General features: G+C 39.0%; 27 protein-coding genes. 8 read left to right on the top strand and 19 right to left on the bottom strand.

Annotation, left to right across the window (positions count from 1 at the left end; genetic code table 11):
* Positions 1 to 180: 180 nt before the first annotated feature.
* From AC3Z9T_RS19475 to AC3Z9T_RS19385, 19 genes are all read right to left on the bottom strand, one after another.
* Complete coding sequence (locus AC3Z9T_RS19475; protein WP_490127745.1) at positions 181 to 444, bottom strand: acyl carrier protein; 264 nt, start codon at positions 442 to 444, stop codon at positions 181 to 183.
* 2 nt (positions 445 to 446) lie between these two features.
* On the bottom strand, positions 447 to 2,747 hold the full coding sequence (locus tag AC3Z9T_RS19470) for a hypothetical protein (RefSeq protein WP_490127744.1): 2,301 nt from the start codon (positions 2,745 to 2,747) through the stop codon (positions 447 to 449).
* 92 nt (positions 2,748 to 2,839) lie between these two features.
* The gene (locus tag AC3Z9T_RS19465) at positions 2,840 to 3,883 is read right to left on the bottom strand and encodes a hypothetical protein (RefSeq protein ID WP_490127743.1); all 1,044 of its coding nucleotides are present in this window, start codon (positions 3,881 to 3,883) and stop codon (positions 2,840 to 2,842) included.
* A 10-nt stretch (positions 3,884 to 3,893) separates the two neighbouring features.
* Positions 3,894 to 5,201: an IpaC/SipC family type III secretion system effector gene (locus AC3Z9T_RS19460; protein ID WP_490127742.1), complete on the bottom strand. Its 1,308-nt coding sequence runs from the start codon at positions 5,199 to 5,201 to the stop codon at positions 3,894 to 3,896.
* Positions 5,202 to 5,226: 25 nt separating this feature from the next.
* Positions 5,227 to 7,341 carry a type III secretion system translocon subunit SseC family protein gene (gene sctE / locus AC3Z9T_RS19455; protein ID WP_490127741.1) on the bottom strand — a complete coding sequence of 705 codons (2,115 nt, stop codon included), beginning with the start codon at positions 7,339 to 7,341 and terminating at the stop codon, positions 5,227 to 5,229.
* A 14-nt stretch (positions 7,342 to 7,355) separates the two neighbouring features.
* Positions 7,356 to 7,862, bottom strand: coding sequence for a type III secretion system translocator chaperone SicA (gene sicA, locus AC3Z9T_RS19450; RefSeq protein ID WP_490127740.1), 507 nt, complete (start codon positions 7,860 to 7,862; stop codon positions 7,356 to 7,358).
* A 126-nt stretch (positions 7,863 to 7,988) separates the two neighbouring features.
* The gene (locus AC3Z9T_RS19445; protein ID WP_490127739.1) at positions 7,989 to 9,080 is read right to left on the bottom strand and encodes an EscU/YscU/HrcU family type III secretion system export apparatus switch protein; all 1,092 of its coding nucleotides are present in this window, start codon (positions 9,078 to 9,080) and stop codon (positions 7,989 to 7,991) included.
* A 15-nt stretch (positions 9,081 to 9,095) separates the two neighbouring features.
* The gene (gene sctT / locus AC3Z9T_RS19440) at positions 9,096 to 9,890 is read right to left on the bottom strand and encodes a type III secretion system export apparatus subunit SctT (RefSeq protein WP_490127738.1); all 795 of its coding nucleotides are present in this window, start codon (positions 9,888 to 9,890) and stop codon (positions 9,096 to 9,098) included.
* Entirely contained in the window at positions 9,887 to 10,159 is a 273-nt protein-coding gene (locus AC3Z9T_RS19435; protein WP_490127737.1) for an EscS/YscS/HrcS family type III secretion system export apparatus protein, read from the bottom strand. The genes sctT and AC3Z9T_RS19435 overlap by 4 nt, the downstream gene beginning before the upstream one ends.
* Before the next feature lie 14 nt (positions 10,160 to 10,173).
* Positions 10,174 to 10,839: an EscR/YscR/HrcR family type III secretion system export apparatus protein gene (locus AC3Z9T_RS19430; protein ID WP_490127736.1), complete on the bottom strand. Its 666-nt coding sequence runs from the start codon at positions 10,837 to 10,839 to the stop codon at positions 10,174 to 10,176.
* Position 10,840: 1 nt separating this feature from the next.
* On the bottom strand, positions 10,841 to 11,770 hold the full coding sequence (locus tag AC3Z9T_RS19425) for a FliM/FliN family flagellar motor switch protein (protein WP_490127735.1): 930 nt from the start codon (positions 11,768 to 11,770) through the stop codon (positions 10,841 to 10,843).
* A gap of 2 nt (positions 11,771 to 11,772) precedes the next feature.
* Positions 11,773 to 13,068, bottom strand: a complete 1,296-nt coding sequence (locus AC3Z9T_RS19420; protein WP_490127734.1) for a SpaN/EivJ family type III secretion system needle length determinant — start codon at positions 13,066 to 13,068, stop codon at positions 11,773 to 11,775.
* Entirely contained in the window at positions 13,043 to 13,495 is a 453-nt protein-coding gene (locus AC3Z9T_RS19415; protein ID WP_490127733.1) for a hypothetical protein, read from the bottom strand. The genes AC3Z9T_RS19420 and AC3Z9T_RS19415 overlap by 26 nt, the downstream gene beginning before the upstream one ends.
* A complete protein-coding gene (gene sctN, locus AC3Z9T_RS19410) occupies positions 13,495 to 14,787 on the bottom strand; it encodes a type III secretion system ATPase SctN (RefSeq protein WP_490127795.1) in 1,293 nt (430 codons plus the stop codon). The genes AC3Z9T_RS19415 and sctN overlap by 1 nt, the downstream gene beginning before the upstream one ends.
* Positions 14,788 to 14,790: 3 nt before the next feature.
* Positions 14,791 to 15,198: an InvB/SpaK family type III secretion system chaperone gene (locus tag AC3Z9T_RS19405; protein ID WP_490127732.1), complete on the bottom strand. Its 408-nt coding sequence runs from the start codon at positions 15,196 to 15,198 to the stop codon at positions 14,791 to 14,793.
* A gap of 11 nt (positions 15,199 to 15,209) precedes the next feature.
* Complete coding sequence (locus AC3Z9T_RS19400; protein WP_490127731.1) at positions 15,210 to 17,276, bottom strand: EscV/YscV/HrcV family type III secretion system export apparatus protein; 2,067 nt, start codon at positions 17,274 to 17,276, stop codon at positions 15,210 to 15,212.
* A gap of 4 nt (positions 17,277 to 17,280) precedes the next feature.
* A complete protein-coding gene (sctW, locus tag AC3Z9T_RS19395; RefSeq protein WP_490127730.1) occupies positions 17,281 to 18,390 on the bottom strand; it encodes a type III secretion system gatekeeper subunit SctW in 1,110 nt (369 codons plus the stop codon).
* Positions 18,381 to 20,069, bottom strand: coding sequence for a type III secretion system outer membrane ring subunit SctC (sctC, locus tag AC3Z9T_RS19390; RefSeq protein WP_490127729.1), 1,689 nt, complete (start codon positions 20,067 to 20,069; stop codon positions 18,381 to 18,383). The genes sctW and sctC overlap by 10 nt, the downstream gene beginning before the upstream one ends.
* The gene (locus AC3Z9T_RS19385) at positions 20,059 to 20,829 is read right to left on the bottom strand and encodes a helix-turn-helix domain-containing protein (RefSeq protein WP_490127728.1); all 771 of its coding nucleotides are present in this window, start codon (positions 20,827 to 20,829) and stop codon (positions 20,059 to 20,061) included. Before AC3Z9T_RS19385 ends, sctC begins: the two co-directional genes overlap by 11 nt.
* A 196-nt stretch (positions 20,830 to 21,025) precedes the next feature.
* Between AC3Z9T_RS19385 and AC3Z9T_RS19380 the strand changes: the two genes are divergently transcribed.
* The 8 genes from AC3Z9T_RS19380 to AC3Z9T_RS19345 all read left to right on the top strand — a co-directional run bounded on the left by AC3Z9T_RS19380 (position 21,026) and on the right by AC3Z9T_RS19345 (position 26,096).
* Positions 21,026 to 22,228: a PrgH/EprH family type III secretion apparatus protein gene (locus tag AC3Z9T_RS19380; RefSeq protein ID WP_490127727.1), complete on the top strand. Its 1,203-nt coding sequence runs from the start codon at positions 21,026 to 21,028 to the stop codon at positions 22,226 to 22,228.
* An 11-nt stretch (positions 22,229 to 22,239) separates the two neighbouring features.
* Positions 22,240 to 22,554, top strand: a complete 315-nt coding sequence (locus AC3Z9T_RS19375; RefSeq protein WP_490127726.1) for an EscF/YscF/HrpA family type III secretion system needle major subunit — start codon at positions 22,240 to 22,242, stop codon at positions 22,552 to 22,554.
* Positions 22,555 to 22,610: 56 nt separating this feature from the next.
* Entirely contained in the window at positions 22,611 to 22,907 is a 297-nt protein-coding gene (gene sctI, locus AC3Z9T_RS19370; protein WP_490127725.1) for a type III secretion system inner rod subunit SctI, read from the top strand.
* 3 nt (positions 22,908 to 22,910) lie between these two features.
* On the top strand, positions 22,911 to 23,675 hold the full coding sequence (sctJ, locus tag AC3Z9T_RS19365; protein ID WP_490127724.1) for a type III secretion system inner membrane ring lipoprotein SctJ: 765 nt from the start codon (positions 22,911 to 22,913) through the stop codon (positions 23,673 to 23,675).
* Positions 23,659 to 24,234, top strand: coding sequence for a hypothetical protein (locus AC3Z9T_RS19360; protein WP_490127723.1), 576 nt, complete (start codon positions 23,659 to 23,661; stop codon positions 24,232 to 24,234). Before sctJ ends, AC3Z9T_RS19360 begins: the two co-directional genes overlap by 17 nt.
* Positions 24,173 to 24,844 carry a hypothetical protein gene (locus tag AC3Z9T_RS19355; RefSeq protein WP_490127722.1) on the top strand — a complete coding sequence of 224 codons (672 nt, stop codon included), beginning with the start codon at positions 24,173 to 24,175 and terminating at the stop codon, positions 24,842 to 24,844. The genes AC3Z9T_RS19360 and AC3Z9T_RS19355 overlap by 62 nt, the downstream gene beginning before the upstream one ends.
* Positions 24,822 to 25,340 carry a hypothetical protein gene (locus tag AC3Z9T_RS19350; protein ID WP_490127721.1) on the top strand — a complete coding sequence of 173 codons (519 nt, stop codon included), beginning with the start codon at positions 24,822 to 24,824 and terminating at the stop codon, positions 25,338 to 25,340. Before AC3Z9T_RS19355 ends, AC3Z9T_RS19350 begins: the two co-directional genes overlap by 23 nt.
* Positions 25,341 to 25,667: 327 nt before the next feature.
* Positions 25,668 to 26,096 (top strand): winged helix-turn-helix domain-containing protein, encoded by a 429-nt coding sequence (locus AC3Z9T_RS19345; RefSeq protein ID WP_490127720.1) that lies wholly within the window; start codon positions 25,668 to 25,670, stop codon positions 26,094 to 26,096.
* Positions 26,097 to 26,104: the final 8 nt, after the last annotated feature.

The following is a 26,104-nucleotide window of genomic DNA, read 5'->3' as shown; positions in this document are numbered from 1 at the left end:
TTTTACTGTTGTTATCTTGATGTAATTAAACAAACATAAATTAAATTTTAAAGCTGGCTTTAAAAAGATTAATTTCAATTTTTTATAAATTTAAAATATATTTTCTATTTTAAGGTAAGGAAGGATTCTTTTTTTGATGAGATTTTGGCCTAAGTCAAAAAACAACTTAGGCCAATGGTATTAATTGTCTGTATCCATAGCGGCAGTGAGATAATCAGCAACATCTTGCAGATAATGCCATTTCATCCACACCGTGTCGCTGAGCGGCTGAGCCGTATATTGCTCAATTGCCGTCACCAACTCTAACATTTCTAGCGAATCAATATGTAAATCTAAAATCAACGCCGAATCCATGGTGATCGGCTTAGTGATCCCTGAATAGGTGCGAATTTCTTTGATTTGATTAATCAGCCACTCAGAGTGGCTAAAATTTTCAGCACCCATCTCTATTCTCCTGTTTTAAAACGTGTATCACTCATAATATCTTGATTTTTTCGTGACAGATCCCTTGTTAGGCCACCTGTCGTGGTGATCACTGGCGCTGCCGTTTGTACATTCCATTTAGACTTTCTTTCTGCAACAGGGACACTCATGATTTTCTGTACTGCTTCACGATTATTGGCAGTTTGGCTAACTGGAGGTGTTGTGATTTGTTCACTCGGCTCATCATTCACAACTTGGGCTGGTCTTGCATGATAGAGCCCATCATCATGGTTATCCACCGTAGAAGTCGATTTGTTAGAAACCAATGGTGATGCAAATTGCGCTGGCTGAGTGGTCACGTTTTCTTCTTGTGCCATCATTTTCATTGGCATGCTAGTCGTGATGGTTCGGTCATTACGGCTTAGCGTAAAACTAGGCTGCGCTGGCGGTGATATATGTGGCCCACTCACCGGTGAACCACTCTTCAATGGCGTCGAAAATTGAGGTGATAAAGTCGCAACCAACTGCTCTTGCGCCGTCATTTTCATTGGTATGCTAGTTGCAATGACTCGCTCATGACTGATTTGTGTGATGCCATCCGCATTAGCTAGCTCAGGCACCAATGATGGCGCTGGTTGAGACTTAACCGAGCTTTGTTTGGTTTTTTCAGCAGGATTGCTAGTTTGACCGAATCCGTTAGTGCCTATCATCGATGAAGGTTTATGTAGAGTATCATTCTTCACCCACCCCTTTGCCGTTTGGGTATAGCCACCGATACTACGCGGTGTAGGTTGCGCTGTGACGTCGGATTTTTGGCGGATAACGGTTTCAGTCGTCGCCATATGCTTAGTCACTAGCCGTTCACTCACTAATGTGCTTGATAAAGGCTCTTGTTCCATATGACTCAAAGGATTAGTAGACAAATTTTCATTGACTAATCGACTCGTTGAAGACGGTTGAAAAATATTTCGCTGACCGACTGAAGTAGCAACCCTTTCAAATTGAGTGTTCATCAAGCCTTGTTTGGTTTTTTCAGCAGGATTGCTAGTTTGACCGAATCCGTTAGTGCCTATCATAAATGAAGGGTTATGTAGAGTATTCTTCACCCACCCATCTGGTGTTTTGGTATAGCCACCTTTATTTACGGTCGGTTCTGATTGAGTGGCAGTTGCTGGAGCTCGTGGCTGTTCCGTCTTCTCCCCACGTTGATTTTCAAAAGCAGACATTGATGGTTGCTCTTCTATTACAGTGGCGGGTTCCGCACGAACCAACGTGCCTGCCTCTATTTCTTTGGAAGATGTATTATTCTCTGGAATAAAACCATCAACAATATCATCAGTTTGAGTATAAGCATCTTGTTGTGCTAATGATGTTTGAGTTGAAGCGTCTTTCATCACTGGCGTTTTCTTTTCAGGCACTGCACCTTTAACATGCTGCTGCTGATGATTTAACTCATGGCTCGCTCTATTTTCTGTCTCAGCAAAAGTACTTGGTTCCTGCCGAGCTTCTTTTTCACTTGATGCTACATTCCTATCATTAATATTAACATTGGCTGTGGCATTAGCATTGGCGGGTTCTTTATCGGTTGATACACAACGAATGCTCTCACCCATATGATAGTGTATATGATTATGATAATGCACATCACCACCCTTTGCAGGTGTTTGTGGCTTAGCTGAGTCATTAGCTGGGGTACGGTCATCAGCCTCACGCATACCTGTTGTTGGCTGCTTTGGCTCTGTCGAAGTGGTTGGCTCAGGCTCATTATTGGCTGACGGTGAACCGGGTATACATAACAGTTCAACACTTTCTTCTAGCGCTCGAAAAGCCTCATTAAGATGACATTCTTTGTCAGCTGCATTTTTTTGAACATGATAGGACTTCATTGCGTTATCAAATCGGTCGAGCTTACCTTTCACTTCAGGACCATTTAAAAAATGCTTAACTAACGTAGTATCATCAATGGACTGATCGGCAGAAAGCCCCAAATGAGCCTTAAGTTGCTCATCACTAAAATTTTTATTGAGCTCTACTTTTAAAAGAGGGATCATGTGCTCAGAAAAAAAACGTTCTACAACGACAGATTGCTGGCTTGGCGTTTTGACAAGCTCCTGCAATTCTTGACGTAATGTATCGGGCAATTTTCCTGATGGATTGCTAAAATTATAGGCAGAAATAGCTAACATACTTTTCAAAGGAAAAGTGTTACTCGAACTCCTAATTTCTGCTATAAAATTTGTGATAGAACTCGCTTTATTACTTTCTGCTGGTTTGTGTGTTCTTTTAACGGGTTCCACATTCACAGAGAATGAAATGGGAGGCATAGGCTATCTCCTTTAATTATTTTTTATTATTTGGCATAAGAGATAATAGAGTGATTTTTTAATTTCACTCTATTTTTAAATTTAAAATTCAATTAAGAATTAGCAAAACCTGCATTATATTGGAACAAGTCTTTTAATAATTGAATTAACAATTGAGTCAATGTTTCAAAATGACTATTATCTTGCCGGAATGTTTCTAATAACCGAGAAGTGCTGCTGTTAACTGTATTTTTGTGACTATCCAGTGCTGTTTGCATACTCTGAAAAGCTTGACTCAAGATATCAACAGGACTAGTTGTAGTATTCGATACCGTCTTGGCTGTTCTAAAAGCAGCTAAAACAGGGGTTACATCAGGATAAATATCAATTTTTCCATTATTTTCTTTAACAAAGAACCCCTGGCCTTCCAGTTTTTTCTCATAAAAGGTGACCATACTTTTTGCTACTTCAGGATCTATGTTATCTAAAGAAATACTCGTCATTGGGTAGGTGTAATCTTGAAAATTATTTTTATTAATTTTCAGTTCTCCATTGCTAGCAGCAGTAAAACCAGCGCTTTTAACATATTTACCCACCCCTCCATAAAAGTTATTTAAAAACTTATCCTTATCATAGCTAATTTTTCCATCCTTACCAACACCCATAGCTGAACTTAACTTACCTAGAGTTGTATTAAAGTCCTTCATATATTCAGTAGCGCTTTTGGTTATTTCACCAAAAATTTGCTGATAATTTTTATTAACATTGCCGACTAAATCAAAAATACCTGTAATATGTGAGCGGCCATCTTCAATGACACCTTGAGGTAAACTTGCCCTCGCATTATAAAATGCATCCGTCGTTTTTTTAAATTCGAGATTTGCTAACTTTTCACTATTCAAGATCCATTGATATTTTTGTTCGTCACTCAATCCATCTGGCATTTTGAATTTTCCTGATGATATATCATCAGGAATATCTACACCATAGTGTGATAATATCGCCTCAGCCTGCTCAATAGGATCCATATTTGGATCACAAACAAAATGCCCCCCCTCAAGGGGGGAGGTATTAATGTGATCACCCGCAGAAGCTTTAATAGAAAGCATCGACATCAAATCACTAGGCTGTCTTATGGCTGCAATATTTGTATTCATGGCGACCCCCTTAGCCTCTCGTAGCAACGGCTTGGAAGGTACGGATCTGGCCTTCGATAATATCTTTTAGAACATCAAAAACTTTCTTCATCAGATCTAACACGGTATCAACTTGCTTCTCTTTGTCACTGGCGATGGCGCGAGCGGTATCACCAATATCCTGTAAAATAATTTTATGGGCTTCGAGAACTTTCACTTCTTGGTTTAAAGCCGCAGAAGCAACCTGACCTAAGTTATCTGACAAACGCCCAAATGTTTCAATAATGGCCGATTTTTGTCTTGTTTCATTAGAGATCCGATTCAGCTGCATATCATGTTTATCTGCTTCCAATCGGCTACGATTAGCGGCATCCTGATGACGAGCACCTGCCAATGCATTTTGTTGATCAACACTTTTATTACCGGTTTTCACCATCGAAGAACGGCTCAGTTCCATTGATTTTTGAGCATCGGTATTAAAATTATTTTTTGCTGTACCGTGGGTGTTAATGGCTTTTGTTTGTGTATGCAGTTGCTTCGCTTGCCCCAATGCACTGACTGTTGTCATTGCCATTGAAACCATGAATCCAGCTAATGCCGCCTGAAATGCTGCTTTACCCTCTTGAATAGTGGTATCAGCGGCACTCTGCACCATTTGCGTTTTCAATTTCAAGAAGTCGGCTTGAATTTGACGGTCTGTAGTACTGATAATGGATTTAATTTGGCTAAGCAAATTTCTGAGTTCAACTAAAATATCGCTACTCATAATCCCAATAAATTGGCTATGTTTAGCTGCGTCAAGGGACTGTTTACCTGATATGTGATCCTCAAGTATATTGTCAACCAATTGCTCGCCACCAATAGCCTCTGCTGCTAGCAACAAGTTTGCCGCTTGTGATAACTGCTTAACTTTATTTTCATCAAAAGTTGCGAAAGTAGGAAACATCTCCGCTAATTTATTATTTTCATCAACAAGAATATCTCGAGTGATCCTTTCAATACCTGCATTGGTCGCTGCTGTATACTGCTGTATATGCATAACATCGCTTGAAAGTCCGCTAACCATATCCAGTACTTTTGACGCATCCGCTTTATTCATCGAACTAACATCTAATAACGCAGATGAGTTGTTTGCGATTTGCTCTGGTGTTCTCAGTAATGGCTTATCTTGCAATTGTGGTAATGACGTGCCAAGTACATCTTTAACGGAAACAGGTTGTGCAATCGTTGTAGATATCTGTCCTTGTTCACCCAATAAAGATTGAGTCGCTAGTTCTTCAATATTCGCTGATTTTGGCGTAGAAACAGAAGTTGGTAATTGTGATGAAATTATAGTCATAATAAGTTTCCTTTATATATTGGAACTAAGCATAGTTAGATAAATTAATGGAGTTTGCTTTACGTTCATTAGACTCTTTTAAAGATGACAACGTGCCTGTAAACATGTCATTAAACACTTCATACTGTTTGGACAGCATCTTAATTAATGACTCAAGCAGCTCATCGAGTGCTTTAATGATCTCATCATTCATCATCATTTTTGCCAGCATCTCCTTTAGCTCTTTCAACTGCGAAGCCCCATATAAACGTAGCCCCCCAACCGTCGCTGCATTGGTGACTGAAGTAGCAACACCGACGCCTTTTGCTCCGACTTCGATACGCGAGGCTAATAGGCTTTGCTTGCCCAACTTTTCTGTCGTTTTAATTGCATTTGCTGCATCATCCACTTGATCTACTGCCTGCTCTGCTGCTTTCGCAATATCTTTAATGCTATCGGCTTGATCCGCGGCTTTATCAGCGACTTTCACCACATCCTTAATATCATCCGCTTTCTTCGCGACTTGATTGGCTGCTCTTACGGCTTTTACCGTTTTAGCCGCACTTTGAAACTCTTCAGCAGCATCCACCAATTTGGCAAACTTAGTCAGTACGACCGCATCATCGACAGCTTTATCTAAAGTTTTTATTTTGCTTAATAAATTTTTAAGCACATTCACTATTGCATTAGCGATAGCCTTAGCGGTGCTCTTAACAACCGTTTTAGCCACATTAACTGCCATTTTAGCGACGTTTTTCACCGTATTGGCGATATTTTTAACAAAGGATCCCATCGAAGCAAGTGAAAGTGCTAACATGGCGACAGCGGCAACAATCATGCCGACAATGCTACCAATTTTTTTGGCTTCCTCTTCTGACATACCAAATGAAATCAACATATCTGTGACAACGCTTCCGATTGCGGTTGCCAGATGCTGCATAATGCTGCCATTGCCAGTTTCTTCTAAAACAATATCTGTCACTGCCATTGCAATACCAATTGCAGCCACAGCGAGGGTAAGAGGGGCGGCTGCACCAAATGTTGCCACTGTTGCAATCACAGAAACGGCTAACATGATGTAGCTAAAAACTTTACTGGCACAAGATGCGGCTTTATTGGCTTCATCTGCTTTGCGTTTTGCTTCTTCAGCTTCTTTGGCTTTCTTATCAGAATCTTTACGGCTGGCTTCACTGATCTTCGCCATCACCGCTTCTTGCTCTTTCATACTCTTAAGAGAGTCTTCATTCATGGCTTGTTTCAATGAAGCGGTCAGCATGGTTAATAAGGCAAGGGTATTTTCCCACTTATCACCATCAATCTGAGTATGCTGGTTTTGCTCAAAAAACGAACTAAGTGATTCACGACTTGCATTAGCCGCTTCTGCTAATTGAGTAATCTCTTTACCAACTTTAGAATAATTAGCTTCAGCGATTGATACTTTTTTCTGTAATACGGTAAGTTGATTTGTTGCTTGTGCTAACTGTACAGATAATTGCTTGCCTTCTTTTTGCAAGCCTGCAAGTTCAGATTTCAGTTGCACTATTTTCTGGGTTAACTGATTAAATATCTGATTATCTTCTTCAGTAAGAGGTCTAATTAGCGCATCTAACTGCTTCTGTGTTGATGCTAATTTATCCGTTGTCAGCTGTTGTGATTGCTGATTTACTGTCAGCTTGCTCTCTAAGTTTGTTTTATGATGAGTGGCATTTTTAACCTCAGTTTGACTACTTTTCCACTCTTCTCGAGCGCTATTAAATTCTTGCTCCTTCTGTTTTGCTTGATTAGTTTCCTTTTCAAATTTATTGATTAACGATTCACCATGTTGATTAATAGCATCTGATGAAATCTTCAATTGATGTAGCTGATTACGCAAATCAGAAATATAGCCATCACTTATGATAGAGCGAATTTTTGAGGATGCCTCCATAAAAGCCGCCATATAATTGCGACCTGATTCAGGCTCTTTTAATTGTGGACCGTTTTCCGTTTTACTGCGTTTAATTTGCTCTGTTGATTCAAACTCACCAAACGCTTCAGATGCTTTGATCATCTCTTTTGCAACATCTGTACCTACACCTAATAAACTAACACCTTGTTGCTGAAACGTTTTAACAAGGCCCACTCTATCTGGTACGATATTGGCATTAGTAATCTCTGCCATACTATTTCCTCCATTTATTGGGAGTCTTCCTGCTGTGACTCTGATTTCTCAAGATTTTTCTTTAATGCATTAAGATAGACTTGAGACTTGGCTTTTAACTCACTATCGGTACTGCTATTACAAACACTTTCAAAACAATGCAAAGCAGCACTGCTTTTTTTCAACATCAAATTGCACTGCCCTGCGTGAAATAAAGGTCGATAATCATCTTTAGCTAACACGAAAGCCAATGCATATAGCTCAGATGCTTTTTCATAACGCTTAGTTAATTGATAAACTGCCGCTAATCCCATAACATAATCAGTATTATAGAAATCATAAATACTCAAAAAACGGAAAAAGGTTTCTGCTTCTTTTAATTTTCCCTGTTGATAAAATTCATAGGCATATGCATAAATACCATCCATCATCTCTTGTGACATGCCATGAATATCCTTGTAAGTCGCACCAGACATTAATGCCGATGTAATGTCCTCCATCAATTCATCCATATTGATGTTTTCCTGTTCTTGTTCACTCATATCTTTTCTCTATAGTTAATGTCAGATATATGATGCAAGCCCTAATAAATTGCATCCTAATAAATCAATTTGGTTATTTCTTATAAAAAACGATATTACCTGTTAATAATTAGACTAACTTTCTATTTATTCTTGAATAGATTTATATTCATTTATTAATTTCAATGATTCATCATCAATATCTATTCCCATTTTTTCTAATTCAATACGAACTAGCCAATCGATGATTTGCATAACATCTTGTAGGCAATGTTCATCGATAAAATGATCTTTCTGATAATAGCGCCAGATTTTACGGGCTAAAGGAATATCACGAACAACTGGGACCCCTTGCTGTTCTGCATATTTAATAATTAGTTTAGCTTGCAGCCCACGGCTCTTGTATAATAAAAAAGGTAATGGTGCGATATTATCATCATAGTAAATCAGCATGGCAATATGAGTTGGATTCGCCATAACAAAGGTTGAGTTACGTACATTCGATTTGACTTCTTCGGACAGGATTTCTTGATGTAGCTCCTTGCGAACACTTTTTAAATGTGGATCACCTTCATTATCTTTATACTCTTTTTTCACCTCTTGTTTTTCCATTTTTAATCCTTTGATAAACAAGAAGAATTCCGTTATTGCATCCACAACAATAATCAATAGAGCAACCCCCAAAAACACCACCACAAAAGTGACACACAATTCAACCCACTGATAAATCACACCATTAATCGTGCTGCGATAAAGTAAGAAAATATCGTGTCGCCAAATAACAAAAAACACCCCCGCTGATACTGAGAATACAATCAAGTAAAGAAATGCCTTCACCAGCTCTTTTAGAGAATTAAGTGAAAATATTTTTTTGAACCCTGAAATTGGGTTGAGTTTTGAAAAATCAATTTTCACCGCTTCAGTTGCTAAACGAAAACGGCTTTGTAATAAAGAAAGGATGGTTCCCGAAAGAAAACAGGCTAATAATACAGGTAAGACAATTTTAAGAAATATACCCATAAACTCACTGACTAACGCATCCGCATTAATATTCTGTGGTGATAAAAGAATACGTCTCATCAGCCCACCAATTTCAAATAAACTGGTTGCCCCTGTAATCACATAAGCACTAACAACCAGAACAAGAGCTGCAACACTGTCCTTACTTTTAAAACTCTGCCCTTTTTTAGCCGAGTCCTTGATCTTTTTATCGGTAGGTTGTTCTGTTTTTTCTGCCATTTTATTTCTTCTCGATCAAGGCGAAACAAAAACATCATTCAGTGGTGAAATCGAAATCATATTCACCAAAATATCAGGAACTTCATTTTGGAAATAAAGCAAAAAAACCGTGAATGCAATAAAAGATTTAATAGCCAAGGATAATGAAAATGCATTTAGCTGCGGGCAAAATCGAGAATATAAACCTAAAGCCACTTCACTAATAAATAAGGTGATTAAGATAGGTGCCGCTAATACAACCCCTTTTACCACCATTTGATTAATCCACTCACCAAGTGGCAAGCTATTAAACTGTGAAAATCCAGCCGCGAAAGGCAATAATTGATAGCTTTGTGCAAATGTTTTGACCAGTACTAGCATGCCACCTTGCGATAGGAATATCATGCAAACTATATAACTAATAAATACTGCCAATTCCGAAGCTTCAGTACCGCTAGCAGGATCGACAATACTACTGATCGTTTCACCACGTTGCGTATCTATCAGCTCACCGATCACATTCGCAATCATAAATGGCAATGCTAGTATCAATGCAATCACTAACCCTATCGCCAATTCATAGATGACAACTTCAACAAAACTAATATCATCCCATGATATTTCACGCGCAGATAAAAAAGGCCATAGCCCCAATGCGATATAGATAGTGATGCAGTTTTTTATAATGCCGCTATTAAGTAGTTTATTGCTTAAAAAAGGTAAAAACATTAATGTTGGAAAAATACGCAGCCAAGCGATGGCTAATGTGAGTAACCCCTGCTGAAAAGTAAAATAAATGGAGGAATAAAAAGATAAGATCTCTTGGTTCATCCAAGCAATCCTATTGCAGGTATCGCCGTGGTCATGACCTCTAAAGCATAATTCATCACTTTATCGGCTAACCAACCTGAAATCATAAATAGACAGCCAAAAACAGACAGCAGCTTGATACCAAAAGGTAAAGTTTGTTCTTGTAATTGTGTGACCGTTTGAATCAGACCCACAAATAAACCAACCACTGTCGCGACAATAACCGGGATCGCTGACAGCATAACGATCAACAACATGGCTTTATTACTACTATAAATAATATCATCCATATCCAGTCTCCTTATTATTGTTGTGCCAGTTCAAGGTATTGCATCACTAGCCCTTTCGAAATCAGCGACCACCCATCAATCGCGACAAACAAAATCAACTTCACGGGTACTGATATTGTGACTGGGCTCATCATCATCATCCCCAATGCTAAGAGAATGCTCGATATCACTAAATCGATAACTACAAAAGGAAGGTAAATATAAAAACCAATTTCGAACGCAGATTTCACTTCACTTAATGCATAAGCAGGCAGTAATGAAAACAACGTCGCTTGATTTTCTTCTGCATGGATTTCATCTTCACTGCGCCCCTGCTGTACTGATTCAAAAAAGTTAACCAATTCTGGATCTGAATATTTCTGTAAATACGCTTTATAACGCCCCAACCCACCATCGACAAAATTATCAACGGATTCGACATTACCGAAATCGACAGGCTCTTCACGCATGTACTGATTAATATCTTGAATAACAGGCATCATGATAAAGAGCGATAGCAGCATCGCAATACCATTCAAAGCCATAGTTGACGGTACTTGTTGTACCCCCATCGCATTGCGTACCATGATCAGCACGATAGATATTTTTAAGTAACAAGTTCCCGCCGCAATAATAAAAGGAAGTAAGGTTGCCAGTGAAACAACCGCCAGCATGGGGATTTCATTCGATACAATCGACATGCTATAACCCTTTATTACCTAAACTCACTAGCCGCGTAATTTCCAAGCCCAACTCATCACTATCACCAATGTAAATAAGCTCACCCTCAGCAATCAGTTGCTTGTTCGCATAGACTTTAACTTCACGCTCTTTATTTTCACCTATCGAATACACGGAACCAGGCTGAATATTCGCTAATTCATTGACGGCTATTTCGCTATGTCCTAACACAAACGTCAGTTTTACTGATAAGGCATTAACATCAAACGGCTGAATGGCCTCATCAATAAATTGTTCTTCCTGAGATAATTCATCATCTACCAAGTCTGTTTCTATCATTTCTTCAATCATAAATTGACCTTCTTGCTGTTTTTGAAAGCGAGCAATAAAACGCCCTGCGATTGACATCGTGAGTTGTAATTGTTGGATATAAAACACATCATGCAGCGTAATAGACTGCAAAAGCTTCGCGCTAATATGACTGTGTCCCAACACCCAATCCGCTTGTAATTTCAACTCGTTTAACATTGTCTTTGGTGCTGTTTTTGCCACTAATCCTTCAATCGGTGTAGATAACCACACTTGGCCAAGCAGAGGTTCTTGCACACAAAACCAATGTGTCTGAGTCGCACCATAATCAATTATTTCGAGTGATTCACAACGGAAATGCTCGGAGAAAAACAGAGTGTCACAATATTCAAATTGGAATAAACTGAGCAAGCTCGCGCCGTCTAGTGTGTTCCACGCGTAATACACCAATGATGGCCAGTGATAATGGCACCAATCTTCAGCCCCAACCAAAACCTGTACTTTTTCATTAGAACTAACTAAATTCAGTTGAAAATAGCGTGTTCCCAACTTTGGCGTTCTCACGCCCAACTCAGGCTGATAACAGTGTTGCCAAATTCGAGTTTGGATCGCCTGCTGGCTAATACGACGAATATTCAACATAATTAATTATCTTCTTGCTCAGGCTGTTCTTGCTGCTGTTGACGTTGGCGCTCATGACGTTGTTCTTCATGACGAATCGACAAGGGGTGCTCACTGCGAAACAGGTGCTGATTTTCGTGCAAAGCCCGATGAACTTCAGGGCTGGTGGTTGTCGCAAGAAGTTCGCTACCACGAGCAGCCAATTCAAACGTCACTGAAGGACTGTTTTGCCATTGATTAAAAGTATAAGTCAGGCTACGACCTTCAACTTTCGCGACACTATCAGCAGTCACTGAGGCTGTTTTCGCCATTGCTTCCGCTATTTTGCTGACATTATTGGTTTGCTGGCGCGGTTGAGAAAGCGTACCTGCCATTGCCGTCGTATTTGTCGATGTTTGAGCCCCGAGATTGTTTTGCATCGCTAAGACATCTGGGCTTTCATTTTGATTATCCAACTGCTGGTGTTGGATCGGCGGGTTAATGATCGCTTCACCAGACTGTATAGCTGACTTGGCGTTCATCGCCTCCAAGTTAGTACTTAATTGATTGTTTTTCAAACTACTTTCGTTAGGTAATTCAGCTTGCGATGGTTTATTTGTCATCAATGCATTCGGCTGTTTGTTTGATAACATGGTGGAACCATCATCAGTTACCTTAATGTCACCGCGTGACATGTCACGAACAGACGTTAATGGCTTGTCGGACATAGATAATGTTTTATCTGATGTAGATAATGGTTTTTCTGGCATATCAACAACATCGCTTAACAGTGAATGAGATGTTGATGATGACTTGGCATGCTGATTAATAGATGATGACGCTAATTCAGTCACTAATTTCGGTGTGATAACTTCAGTAGTTTCATCATAATTTGAAATTGTTTTATGAGTTTCCACTGTATTATTTGTTATCTGACTTTTTGTCACAGCAGCAGGCTTGTTACCCACTTGTAAGCCTAGCATTGTTGTAGGCACACTCAATGAAGCTAGCGATAACTCACTTGCCAATGGCAGCCCATCAAGTGGAGTTTCACTTTTTACCTCTAAATTCAATTGGCAAAATGCCATTAACTTTTCTACCGTTTCAGCCTGTTGCATATTGGCGGGTAGTTGAGCTATTAACGGTGCCAGCGTTTCTTCAGCCCACTTGCAACGATGCTTTTTAGGTTCTGATGGGTACGCTTTTTTTGATGCAGCATCTACAATGCGTTTTTTAATCGCCGTTTGGCTATCTGCTTTTTTTCCTGCCGCTGGTGGAATAAACAGATCTTCCGTTGGTCGAGATAAAGGTTCACTAAACTCCAGTTTTATTGTTGCCATAGACGGACAACTCCTCAATTTCATTTTGTTGCTGACGTTCTAATTTTAAACATCTAGCAAGCCGTTGTTGCTTTAGATAATTTCGGAATTTCTCGCACTTGTTACGCAAAGCAAACATGCGTGCAACAATTTGTTTTCTTGATTGTTCGTACTTGGCTAACTCACTGCCAATTAACTCCGTTTGATATTGCAAATGAGCAATCTCAGCCAATAAAGCAGCCTTTAATCTTTGCCGTTCCCAAAATGCAACTTGGCTCAATTGTGCAGCTTGCTCATACAAATTTGTTTGTGTTCCCAAAGCAACCATTCGAGATTGAATATCAGTACGTTGTTGCTCTAACGCTTTAATCGCTAGCTGTAATTTCGTTTGTTCTTGCAAAGTACGATCAAGGCGGCGCTCTGTTAACGTCAGAAGATTTTTAATCATTAGGAAGCCAAATAACTAAGATGCTTTAACATGCCTTCAAAAGGCTCAGCCTGATCCATTTTTTGCTGTAAGAACTGTTCTATGTCCTGTTTTTTATCTAACGCATTGTCGTTGTCTTCACTTTCGCCACGTTGATATTCACCCAACTCTAAATACAGTTGAATTTGTTCCAATCTTGAGAGGCGATCGCGAACCTTGGTCGCAAATTGACGGTGTTGTTCTGTTGTCACCTTTTGAAAAACACGGCTAATACTGTGTAGTACATCAATGGCAGGGTAGTGCCCACGTCCCGCTAATTTGTGACTTAAATAAATATGTCCATCTAGAATTGAGCGGATTTCATCACCTATCGGGTCGGCCTCTTCTTCACTTTCAAGCAGCACCGTATAAAAGGCAGTAATAGAGCCTTGTTGCATACGTCCAGGGCGCTCAAGTAACATCGGCAATTGTTCAAACACGGAAGCAGGGTAACCACGTCTTGCAGGTAGCTCACCCGCGGCTAAGGCAACATCACGTAGAGCCCTTGCATAACGTGTCATTGAGTCAACAAACAACAGCACATTACGGTTCAGATCACGAAAATACTCTGCAATGGTTGTCGCCAGTAAAGCTGCATTACAGCGCTCAATCGGTGGGCTATCTGAGGTGGCATAGATCAAAATCGTTTGTGCCGCATGAGGAGACGCTTGTAGCTCTTCAATAAATTCAATAACCTCGCGTCCACGCTCACCAATTAGTGCAACAACATGAATATCAGCCTCTGCATGATTGATGATCATATTCATGAGTGACGTTTTACCACTACCCGCCGCTGCAAAAATGCCAATGCGTTGACCCAGCCCACAAGTTAGTAGGCTATCAATAGCACGAATGCCTGTTATAAGGGGCTCATTGACGGGTTTACGTGATGTCACACTCGCAGGCGGATTATCAATACGCATCACCCGATGATCATGCAAGACAGAATTTTCGCCTATTTCCCCCAGAACCCCAACTTGCTCCCCTGCGGCATCAAAGATCTTGCCCGCTAGCTGCTCACTCATGTCGAACACGAAAGGAAGTCCTGTCGGGCGGATCACCACTTCACGTGTCAGCCCTTGTGTGCGACCAATTAAGCTAAGCACCGTTAAACCTTCTTTGAAACCCACAACCTGTGCTTTTGCTATACGCTCTTTAGAAAGCAGGGAGCGTTCTACCACACAAATTTCACCGATAAACACCCCATGAAGTGGTGCTTCAATCAGGCAGCCATGAATGCGCGCAGGATGCGCGCAAGAATCAAATAGATTCATCATTTAGCTAACAAGCAAGGTTCTAAATTGATTGCTGCGCTCAAAGAATTCTTCAAAGCTATCAGCAAATAGCTGCGTGTCATTTAACGCAGATTCCTTCATCACCGCGGAGAGTACCAATTCATTTTCAACAAGGTTGAGCGCGGGTTGACCCGGTTGAAAATTACGAGGTGGATATTCGACAATCATATTCAATAAGGCATGGCTAGCCGAATCCAAACGCGCAGCACTGTAGTCAGCAATATTGCACCAAATAATCAACTCATCACCGGATAAATCGATATTAATAGCAGGTGAATCACTCATTTCTAATTGAATATTGGAATGACAATCTAATTGTGGGTTAACTAAATCACTGCGACCCATCGAGTTTAAAAATTGGTTTAATGCATCGACAAAACGGTATTTCATAGGAGATTTCCTTATATTGTCTTAATAATATTCACTTTCACCATTTCAGAGACTTCATTAAATGAGAGCACCTCTAATTCGGGAAAACGTCCTTCTAGAATTTTTTTTACAAAACGGCGTATATCTACTGGCACTAAAACATTGACATCGCGAATAGATAAATGACTATTTTCAAGAGCCAATTCAGCGGCTTGAATTAACTCATTCGTTTTTTCAGGTTCTAAGTGCAAATAAACCCCACCTGAAGATTGGCGAATACCTTGACGTATAGTGTCTTCAAAGGTTGAATTCACCATCAGTACATTTAAGCGCCCATCGACAGCAAAGCGAGAAGAGATATAGCGAGACATCGACGTTCTGACATGTTCAACTAACATCAGACCATCTTTTTCTTTTGGGGCCCATTGCACCAAGGTTTCAATAATCAATTTCATATTACGCACTGAGATTTTTTCCATTAATAAACGCTGGAAAACTTCAGTGACTTTTTGCACGGTCGAATGGCGATAACACTCTTTTAAGAGTTCTGGGTATTTGGCTTCTAAATCATCAAGTAAATTTTTCGTTTCTTGGATCCCAAAAAACTCATTAATATGACGAAGTAGCAAAGTCCCCACACAATCAATCATTTCGGAAACATCATCCCGTGACATCAAACCAAGTTGTTCAACTTGCTCTATATCTTGCGGATTAAACCAAGAACTAATTGCGCCATATTCATCGGTTAAATGTTTCAGCTCTATACCTAAATATTCCAATTCATCGCTCATGGTTAATAAACGATAACTACCAAAGCAAATGTCATATTCACCCGCTTTGACTTCATTAATTAAAATGATGATTTTATTCTCAGGAACAATAGGTGAATAGTTAATCGCAATATCAGGGATCCGATAACCATAACGGACAAACACATCCTTTTTCATGCGCGATAAAAAGCCTTTTTCTTCGAGCTGCTTTTTATATTTTTGATTAACCGAAATAATAATCGGCAATGTTTCAGGGATATATTCTTGCTCAACATGGCTATTTTCTCGCTGAGTTTCCCCCTCAGTGACCTCTGAATCAACATTCACTGACTCATTGTTAGCTTGCTGTTTTTTCTCTTTGCGTGTCTTCAAAAAACGCACGAGAAACAGTGTCGATAATAGCGCAGCTAAGAAAATAAATATGGCTGTCGGGAAGCCCGGTAAAAAGCCCATAGATAACACAATAAATGCCGTAATCAGTATGGTAAAATCGTTAGCAAACAGCTCAGAAACAATGTTTTGCCCTAAGTTTTTATCATTGCCGCCAACGCGTGTAACAATAAAACCGGCACTGATTGAAATTAACAGCGCTGGGATCTGAGCCACTAAACCATCACCAATTGTCAATAACGTAAAAGTATTCAGCGCGGTTGACATATCCATGCCCTGCTGTGCGACACCAACAGAAATACCACCAATCAAGTTCACAAATATAATAACAATCCCTGCGATAGCATCCCCTTTAATAAACTTCATAGCACCATCAAACGAACCGAATAATTGACTCTCTTTTTCCAAATCGCCACGACGCTCTTTAACCGTCGCTTCATCAATCACCCCTGCGCGTAAATCAGCATCAATACTCATCTGTTTACCCGGCATCGCATCAAGAGAAAAACGAGCAGCCACTTCCGCAATACGTTCAGAACCTTTAGTGATAACAATAAATTGCACAATAGTCACAATGGCAAACACCACCATACCCACGACTAAATTGTCTTGAATAACAAACTCACCAAAAGTTGCAATAATATCCCCAGCATCTGCTTCGATCAGGATCAATCGGCTGGTACTGATCGATAATGCCAAACGGAATAAGGTGCTAATTAATAGAATTGAAGGGAATGATTGGAAATTAAGAATACGTGTAATATAAAAGGAGCTCATGAATATCAGCACAGAAATCATAATATTCAGGCCGATTAAAAAATCGACCAAAATAGTCGGTAATGGAATGATCAACATTGCAATGACCAATACCATAATCACTAATACCATGAGTTCGGGACGGCTGCGCATAGCTAAAAGAAACCCTGTAAACTTATTCATGCGTTTATTCCTTGTCCCATAAATCTTTGCGCATCATGATTTCTTCTTTTGCCATCACATAATCCATATATATCTTTAATTGCTGTATTAATTGATCTCGTGCTTCCAATGAAACAAAAATTGCCGTAGGTATTGTTCCAAAAGCTAAAATTAATAATTGCAAAAAACGCGCCCGTAGATCGGTACTGAATGCGCTTAATTGTGATGAAAAAAACAACAATAGATTCTCTTCGAAGCTGGAAATATTACGTAAACCGTTGGTAAATAATTGACTCAGTTTTTTTTCAAACTCAGGTGTTATCAAACTATCGTATTGACGAAATAATCCAGACTGAAAAAACTGTTGAGTAAAGACATGATCGAGTGATTGCAATTCACGCAATCGCCCCACTCGAATGAAATAGCTGCCAAATTCACTGATATTAATATCGCCGAGTGGCAACGCTTGTAAATCACAGGCCAATGCTCGGCTCAAGTAACGCGTAATATTTTCACGCTCTTGGTTCTCCATTTCTTCCACCCATTGCTCATACAAATACACAACAGGGCCGTCATAACTGAGAAACTCACGGTATAACATGCGTAAGTTACCTGCAGATTGCTTAACTTTTTGAGCAAATGCCTTAGCAATCAGCGCAATATTAACGCCTGCTTGGGTTTTTCTATCGGTATCTTCCGCTTTGAGCTGCTCTTCCAATTTTTTAAGCTGTTCAAGTTGTTCTTGCTTTAACTTGCCGCGATTAATTAGTGCGGCGAGCGCCATCAGTAAGTCACTGGGATCAGCAAAAAAACGTAATAAAAAAGCACGTAGCTCTTTTGGTGTCATAAATTGGCGATTAAGTGCACCTTCAACATTGAGAATGGTTTCATCAGCATGCTCATCAAGGATACGCTCCGCAAATTGCATCCAATCTTCAGTTTCGCCTTGTTTTGAGCCACTGCGTTTCACATGGCTCGCGGCAAGCATCGACATCGACGCGTATTCCCCAGAGCTATCAATCACCCCTTGACCGCGCGAAACTTCATCTGAATCGTCACTGCTTTTTGATGACTTAGTTTTCTCATGGGTGCTACTGATCATACGGGAACCCAAACCCATTGGAGCTATTGCCATGACTCCCCCATATAGGCTTTTAAGAATTGAACCGTGCCATGTAATTGGCTGTTTTGTTCTTTAATACGATTATTTTCAGAGAATTGACGTCCATCCCAAACTTCATTTTCATCGAGTAAGCGGGGCTGGATCAAAAACAGACGTACCATTTTTTGTTTGTTGACGGAAGTATGGCTAAAAAGGCCACCTAATAATGGAATATCACCTAATAATGGAATATGGCTTTCATTTTCAATAATTTGCTCACGGGTATAGCCACCAATGAGTAAACTGCTATCTTTAGCGATACGTGCAACAGTATTGATGGTGGTACGATTAACGGACGGGATGCCTTCAACATTTGACGCTTCGCCGCTTTTCGATTGCTTCTCCGCGCCATCTTCGATATTCACTTCCATCTCAACATGATTGCCAGAAGAAATTCTCGGCATCACACTGATCATCGTGCCGTATGTCACTTGTTCTAAAGTGGCAATCCGTTCACCTTGCAACTTGGCATAGAAACTGGTGTTGTTATCAAACAATGCAGGGATATTTTCTTGAGTTAAGATCACTGGGCGCGACACAATGTGGCCATTACCACTTTTACTCAGCGCATCAACACGTAATAGGAAGTCAGTGCTATTTGATAAAGTACTACGGTTAAAAGAAAAAGCCGTATTACCTGTATTAATCGTACCCACTTCCCAATTCACACCTAAGTTATCAAGTTCACTGCGTGTGATATCGATAATCCATAGTGATAATTCAACTTGGCGACGGCGAGAATCTAGTGTTCTAACCAACTGGCGAACATAACGAATTTGCTCAGGAGAGCCTTTCACAATCAAGCTATTGCTATCTGGATGAGCGACGATCGAGAAAGGAACATTAGAACTCACTGATGGATTGAATGGCGATGAAGCAGGTTCACCGATAGGTGCATCCATTAAAGTATCAATTTCATCACCTGTAGTTTGTTTCGGTGGCGGCGTGATTTTTTGTGTCGGTACCACACCAGCTGGCGTGTTTTTAAATAAATCGTTAATCACCGTTAGCATACCCGGAACAGTGACATTATTGCCGCGTAGCGCATAACTTCTATCGGTTACAGAAGCATATTTAACGGGGATCACAGCTAGCTCCCCGCCTGATAATGACTCTTGCTTAACTTGCTCATCAAGATACTGTACTGCCGCCTTAATTAGCTCAACGTACAAAGGTGGCCCAGACACAAACAATAAACTATTGCCTCCTTGAGTACGCACAGGGAAACGTTCATCATAAATACCATTCTTCTTGATATAACTAAGCACTTGCTGGCTAGTAGCATTATTCATAGGAATAATACCGCTACGCATTTCACTATTATCATAAACATAAATAGCCGCGCCATCGTCATACCACACCAAGGCAATTCGGCGAGTTAATGCTTTGAACATTTCATCCGCATTCGCTAAATTAAAATTACCCGTTACACGTTTCTGAGCGGCTAATTTGCTTAAGATAATCGGCTTGTTGAGGCGTTCAGCGATCGCGTCAAAAACCTTACCTACCGCAATATTGTTGGCAACAAATGTTTCTTGATTTATTTCCTGTTTCACTGGCTCAGCAGTGATCATTTCAGCTTGCGCTAAAAAACTATTCATACCCAGTAAAAAGAGCGTAAATAATATTACTCTGTTGCTTTTACTGTTCATATAATTTTACTCCAAGGTGCCTAATATCAGAGGGCGTTAAACCCAGCTCATTTTTAATATCATTAGTAAAGTGAGAGGCTGAGCAATAACCCGCTTCTAATCCAATATCTAATATTGAATTTTCACTTTCTATTAGCTGAAGAATTGCGGAAGCCATACGAACACTCATGATTTTTCTTTTCGCTGTTTTATTAAAGTTTTCTCGATACAGTTGTCTAAAATAAGATGCTGACACACCATACTTTTTACATAATTGATTAATGTTAGCATTCTTATCTTTTTCAGCGGCAGAAAGTAAAAAACGCATAATGCCATAAGCTTCATAGCGCCTTAATATATTGCACCATGCATTAAACTGAGAATGTTGTTGAATAATTAAATCAATTATTAAATTTTTTATTGATAAATCAGATGAGAAATCATTTGAAACTCTAATAACCTCATTGTTTTTTAATTGCACATCCTCGTTTTTTGCAAGAAAAGATTGCCCCATTGCCGTATCAATAACAGCAAGTATTTCTATAACTTCAGAAAGTACCATTGAAAAAACTGACCAGCCATCTTTATTAATAAAATCAAACTCTAATGGTGAACAAACAAACAGAGACTGTTCCGTAATATTAAATTTCCCTCCTGTACAAGAAGAGTGAAAATTTAATGTGCCAGCTGTTACATTAGGTACAACTAACACCAAGCTATCTTGCAAAGAGAATCTCTCCTCTACGCCATCAAGTAATGCAGCAATATTTGTATTCACCATAATGTTTCTACTTTATATTAAATAAATTGATAGCACTAAAATGGCGGAAAATGCAGCAATACACAAAGGAATAGTCCGGAATAACTCATACCTGATCTATTACATAATCAGTCAGAATGATTAAGATAAATTCTACTGACGAAAATTAGCCAATACGTTTTACTAGCGCTAATTTCTTGTTATCGGAATTTACTTTATGAAAAGTACAACCAGCCGCACTTGCATTATGAAAATAGCTAGCGGCCCTATGAATGGGCAGGAGCTGATGCTCACTGTAGATAAGCATTTGATTGTTATTGACCCAAATGTGCAGTATCGAACTGAAGTTGATGATAATGGCTTCACGACGTATTATATTCCCAGCGACAAAAACCATTACGAATTATCAGTTAACACACAAATAGAGCCAGACATAAAGAATGATGAAAGTGATGATTCAACGTTAATCTTAAGCATCAATGATGGTGTAAAATCAATTACCATACCGGTCGTCTATCAAGAACTGATGTTGGCAGACTCTTTTCCCATTGCATTCAAAATACTGAATACACCATGGGAAATATCTATTTTCGAGCCAATAATGGCAGATATTCGTATTGACGATAGAAAAACAAAACTATCACCAGCAATCAAATCTAAACAGAAATTTATTTTTCTAGGTTTATTTGTTATTGCTTTATTTTCCATTGTGCTAATAGCTCAGATTTATTCATCTAGTAATTTAAGTAAAAAAATCAACACCGTAGAAAATATCTTACAAGGTAGCAATTATCCGATTATTGTCACCTTAGATAATAAAAATGAAACATTGATATTAGTACAAACACAGCGTGAAGCCGATTGGAGTATCCAACGCTTTTACAAGGAAAAGTATAATGAGAAATACACCATCAAACGAATTGATATCTTAGAAAAAGAAATTGAAACAAAGATTGCAGATTATATTCCTAGCGTTCTCAAAGTTGATTTATCTAATCCTTGCCAACCTATTGTACGTAAAATAAAAGAGCAAACCTTAGCAAAAGATGAAAAAATCATTAATGAGGTTATGCGTGATTATTTAGGCTGTTATAAAAATAGTGAAGTTTTTACCATTCCCTCACATGAATTACTAAAGTTAGCCGAAGTTGGTTTAGCCGAAAGCCATGTGCCATGGAAAAAAATCAATAAAGATAAAACCGTCATCTTTCTTATTCAAGGTAGCTTAAATGACAAACAGACTTCCTCAATACTTCAACTAGCTAATCAATTCGCCAATAAATGGGGCGATAAATATATTCAATTCTCAATCTCTCTGGCAACAAACCAACTGGCAGGGAAATCGTTTATCAGTAATAACCAAGGTTATATTATTTTAGGTCATAACTCTTGGTCTTTTAACCCAAATTTAATTAACTAGTAAGGTAAAATATGGCAGACATAACATTTGATGTTTCGACATTAGAAACTCCCGCAGGTCCAACCCCCGTTGATTCAACCAACGAAATCGGCATGATGTATCGCAGTAGTGCTGGTGTCAGCAAAAGAGCAAAAGAGCTTGGTGATCTATTGGCTAAATTAACTAAAGGTGAAGACGAGAAAGGCAATAAACTTGAGGTAGATAACCCTCTGGTATTGGCTCGAATTACTGCTGCCAGTGGTAACTACAACATGGCAAGACAGCTACAAAGTAACTTAATGAAATCAATTAAAGATACTGCGTCAGCGATTATTCGTAACGTGTAATTTATCAATAGAGCATTGATTTATTGATGCTCTACCCTTTTTAGGAACCCATGCTTATGCAACCGATTAATGCTGCTTTTTCTATGCCGACACTTTTGGATAATCTCCCTGAAAGTAGCTCCACACAATCTCTTGAAGACAGAGTCAAATCACTGTTTGCCCAATATACGGTGGAAACAAAACAGACAAAAGAAGGGCTGTTTCAACAAGCAAATGCCATGGATGTCAGTAATCCGATGGAAGTGATGCAAATGCAGAATGCCATCGCTCAATACAGCTTAGGGCTGAACCTTGTTTCAACATTGACTCATAAAACCACCGGTGCCCTTGATACATTGTTAAAAGCTCAATAAGCCATGAATAAATTTAAAAAACTGCTATTGATTGGATTTATTGGTTTATTAGTCGGCTGCGATAACCAATTATTACTGAGTCATCTAAGTCAGCGCCAAAGTAATGAAGTGCTCGCAGTACTGCAAGAGCATGGTGTTGAGGCATCACGTAAACAAGATACGAAGCAAGGAGATTCAATCAAGGTTTCACCGCAAGATTTCGTACTTGCTGTTGATTTACTGCGCCAATACAACTTGCCATCAAAGGAGCCGATTGAAATTATTCAAGCCTTTCCTGGCGATTCTTTGGTCGCCTCACCACAAGCCGAAAGAACGCGACTACTTTCACTGATTGAACAGAGGCTAGAGCAATCATTATTGACCATTCCTGATGTGGTTAACGCACGTGTGCATGTTAGCTATCCATTAAATGGCAATAAACCCACTAAGCAAGTCCAAAAAATATCCAGTTTAGTTACTTACGCAGGTAATGAAGATCCAAAACTGATGATGAACAAAATTAAATTGTTCCTGACAAGTAGTTTTGCTGAAACCAGTTATGACAATGTTTCTGTTGTAGTCGTTAGCCGTCCTCCTCTACAGCATCAAGTTCGCCAGCAACCAGAAAACTCGCTTAACCCAATTTGGATTGCCATCATTGCTGCTGCTGGGGTAAGTATCATTAGCTTATCAATATTACTTTGGCGTCGCCAAAAATCGCTAAAAACTGAAAATAAGACACAGGACATAGCTACGATCGAGGTAAAAGCGGATGACTCAGCAAAATAACCCTCATCCTCTTTTGCAAGCGGATATTTTCTTAGCGCCAGGAAGCTATTTTCATTCTGAATATAGCCAAATTTATTATCATGAATTACCTGCTGCGCTAAAGAAAATACACAACCAGCGATTAATCAAGCAGTATCCTTTACTTTGGCCAGATAGCCATACGCCATTATTACCAAGTAGTTTTGCCAACCAATGGGATCTTCTTCCCCAAGTTGCACTGGGTCTTGGGGTAATACTGGATGCAGGGCCGCTACCTTGGTGGGGCGAATTGAGTCGCTATGCAGATTTGCGCCAACAATTTAGTAATCCTCTTTGGCAAATCAGTAATTCAACGATGTCAACACCACAAACCCTACTTGCCCTTGGTGCTGAACAGCTTTTAGCCTATATGGCTCCTTTCGGCGATGTGTATAGCAACCGATTAAAATATATGTTTAGTATCGAAACATTGCAGCTCATTCCATCATCATTCAGAACCCTGTTACCTTGGAATATTATTGAAGAAACGTGCCACTATGCCAGAAAAAATGCAGCCCAATATCCAACAAACCGCTGTTGAGAAAGTGTTGATTAAACATCATGCAATGAGTGCATTTCGCTATGCAAAACGCATCGAAAAACAAGCTCAAAAGCAAGCTTCAGCACAAGTTGAGCAAGCTCACAGTGAAATAGAACATATTCGTCATCTAGCTTATCAGCAGGGTTATCATGATGGATTAAAACAATTACTGTCGAATATGATTGAAAGTATTGAGCTCAGCGAAATACGCTACCAAGAAAAGTGGAAGCAGAGCCAAGAAGACCTAAAACAACAACTGATGACATTTTTCAGTGATCCTCGTTTGCAACAGATCGTTACCGACCATTTTATTGAGCAGCAGCCTGACACAAACCAAGTCATACTCTATTTGCCCGATACATTCGATAAACAGTGTCAGCAGAAAAACTCGCATATTACGATTTCTCCTAGCCTAGATGGAGAAATCGCCATAGAAGCCAATAATGAAATTGTTTATTTTTCACCCTCAATTGCCGCCCAACACGTATTAACTCAAATGCTGTCAATTCAGAGTCGCTGCCAAGTATTGGCCGAAAGAAAAGCGGCTTATCAAGACATGGTCAATCTATGTGGTATAGGAGGAAAAGATGATAACAACACTAGCAACTAATCACTTGAAATCGATGCTAGAAGCCAATGCCCCCGCAAATAATACGAGCAATAATATTGTAGATAAAGTGAGTAATGCATGGTCTGCAAAATCGGCTGAAACAAAGCAAAATAGGCCTAAAAGTACCATTTATATTGATCTCACAGATGCAGAACAGCAAGAAATTAACCAATTCCTCTCTCAGTTAAAAATCAGTGAAGATTTAAATAATCCAAATCCGCAATACCGTACAGCTAATTTTTTAATGCTTTATAAAAAATTGACGAACTCTACATTAAAAGAGAAAGAAAACTTTATTGCTGGTGTGATGCAAACACTCAAAAACCCAGATGCATTTGATAATCAAGCCTCTTTGAAAAAGACATTCGAGCAAGCATTCTACCGAGTATCGGCAGTAAATCTGATGAATCAACCGTTCGTGAATCAAATGAGTGACTATATAAACAGTATTAAAATTGATGGTGATGATGAAGAAGAAGAAATCAATTTTTACTAAGCTGCATTAAACTTCATTTCTCATTACTCACCATTATCTAAAAATCCTCGACCAAAAATTATAGACTTAACTTTTTTAATTAAGTTAAGTCTATAATTAATACTACCATTAAAAATATAAAAAATAACTATATTAAATTGATATATATAGATCAGAAAAAGGTTTTAAATTACCCCATACCAGATAGTTAAGATTATTTTATTAAAAATCGTCTTTTTTTTATAAATATCTTATAGTGTGTCGTTTTTTTATATTGAACAACACTACCCTGAAGGTTAGGATGTATATAATTAATTGCCGATAGGAAATATATTTATGGGAAATATTATGAATAGCAATGACAAAATTGAACCAAAAAAAATATTTATCCTATCTGATCATGTTGTTTATGACCCATTTAAACGCACGCTGTCTCGCGGTAAAAGAACGATCAATCTTTCAGAGAACGAGTCTTGTCTATTAAGATTATTATTAGATAAAACAATAAGTAAGAGAGAGGTCATGTATGAAATATGGGAAAGTCGCGGAACTATTGTGACCGAAAGTAGTTATTATAAATTAGTTAGGCAACTAAGATTATCATTTAAGAAAGTGGAATTGGATGAGAATCTGATTATGACACTTCCACGAATTGGAATTCTTTACACTGGGACTAAATCAGAAGCAAATAACATTCTTACAATGAATGAGAACAGAAGTATTTATACATACATTAAATGCTTTATTCATAAATTCTTTGGCAGAACTGTATTGTAAATAATAAA

It is taken from the genome of Providencia sp. 6390, assembly GCF_058148425.1.
This window is presented reverse-complemented; position numbering and strand designations above follow the sequence as displayed.

Bases quoted from the DNA above. Each gene is read 5' to 3' on its own strand.
- AC3Z9T_RS19475 (WP_490127745.1), bottom strand. From the start codon at position 444: ATGGGTGCTGAAAATTTTAGCCACTCTGAGTGGCTGATTAATCAAATC.
- AC3Z9T_RS19470 (WP_490127744.1), bottom strand. From the start codon at position 2,747: ATGCCTCCCATTTCATTCTCTGTGAATGTGGAACCCGTTAAAAGAACA.
- AC3Z9T_RS19465 (WP_490127743.1), bottom strand. From the start codon at position 3,883: ATGAATACAAATATTGCAGCCATAAGACAGCCTAGTGATTTGATGTCG.
- AC3Z9T_RS19460 (WP_490127742.1), bottom strand. From the start codon at position 5,201: ATGACTATAATTTCATCACAATTACCAACTTCTGTTTCTACGCCAAAA.
- sctE (WP_490127741.1), bottom strand. From the start codon at position 7,341: ATGGCAGAGATTACTAATGCCAATATCGTACCAGATAGAGTGGGCCTT.
- sicA (WP_490127740.1), bottom strand. From the start codon at position 7,862: ATGAGTGAACAAGAACAGGAAAACATCAATATGGATGAATTGATGGAG.
- AC3Z9T_RS19445 (WP_490127739.1), bottom strand. From the start codon at position 9,080: ATGGCAGAAAAAACAGAACAACCTACCGATAAAAAGATCAAGGACTCG.
- sctT (WP_490127738.1), bottom strand. From the start codon at position 9,890: ATGAACCAAGAGATCTTATCTTTTTATTCCTCCATTTATTTTACTTTT.
- AC3Z9T_RS19435 (WP_490127737.1), bottom strand. From the start codon at position 10,159: ATGGATGATATTATTTATAGTAGTAATAAAGCCATGTTGTTGATCGTT.
- AC3Z9T_RS19430 (WP_490127736.1), bottom strand. From the start codon at position 10,839: ATGTCGATTGTATCGAATGAAATCCCCATGCTGGCGGTTGTTTCACTG.
- AC3Z9T_RS19425 (WP_490127735.1), bottom strand. From the start codon at position 11,770: ATGTTGAATATTCGTCGTATTAGCCAGCAGGCGATCCAAACTCGAATT.
- AC3Z9T_RS19420 (WP_490127734.1), bottom strand. From the start codon at position 13,068: ATGGCAACAATAAAACTGGAGTTTAGTGAACCTTTATCTCGACCAACG.
- AC3Z9T_RS19415 (WP_490127733.1), bottom strand. From the start codon at position 13,495: ATGATTAAAAATCTTCTGACGTTAACAGAGCGCCGCCTTGATCGTACT.
- sctN (WP_490127795.1), bottom strand. From the start codon at position 14,787: ATGAATCTATTTGATTCTTGCGCGCATCCTGCGCGCATTCATGGCTGC.
- AC3Z9T_RS19405 (WP_490127732.1), bottom strand. From the start codon at position 15,198: ATGAAATACCGTTTTGTCGATGCATTAAACCAATTTTTAAACTCGATG.
- AC3Z9T_RS19400 (WP_490127731.1), bottom strand. From the start codon at position 17,276: ATGAATAAGTTTACAGGGTTTCTTTTAGCTATGCGCAGCCGTCCCGAA.
- sctW (WP_490127730.1), bottom strand. From the start codon at position 18,390: ATGGCAATAGCTCCAATGGGTTTGGGTTCCCGTATGATCAGTAGCACC.
- sctC (WP_490127729.1), bottom strand. From the start codon at position 20,069: ATGAACAGTAAAAGCAACAGAGTAATATTATTTACGCTCTTTTTACTG.
- AC3Z9T_RS19385 (WP_490127728.1), bottom strand. From the start codon at position 20,829: ATGGTGAATACAAATATTGCTGCATTACTTGATGGCGTAGAGGAGAGA.
- AC3Z9T_RS19380 (WP_490127727.1), top strand. From the start codon at position 21,026: ATGAAAAGTACAACCAGCCGCACTTGCATTATGAAAATAGCTAGCGGC.
- AC3Z9T_RS19375 (WP_490127726.1), top strand. From the start codon at position 22,240: ATGGCAGACATAACATTTGATGTTTCGACATTAGAAACTCCCGCAGGT.
- sctI (WP_490127725.1), top strand. From the start codon at position 22,611: ATGCAACCGATTAATGCTGCTTTTTCTATGCCGACACTTTTGGATAAT.
- sctJ (WP_490127724.1), top strand. From the start codon at position 22,911: ATGAATAAATTTAAAAAACTGCTATTGATTGGATTTATTGGTTTATTA.
- AC3Z9T_RS19360 (WP_490127723.1), top strand. From the start codon at position 23,659: ATGACTCAGCAAAATAACCCTCATCCTCTTTTGCAAGCGGATATTTTC.
- AC3Z9T_RS19350 (WP_490127721.1), top strand. From the start codon at position 24,822: ATGATAACAACACTAGCAACTAATCACTTGAAATCGATGCTAGAAGCC.
- AC3Z9T_RS19345 (WP_490127720.1), top strand. From the start codon at position 25,668: ATGAATAGCAATGACAAAATTGAACCAAAAAAAATATTTATCCTATCT.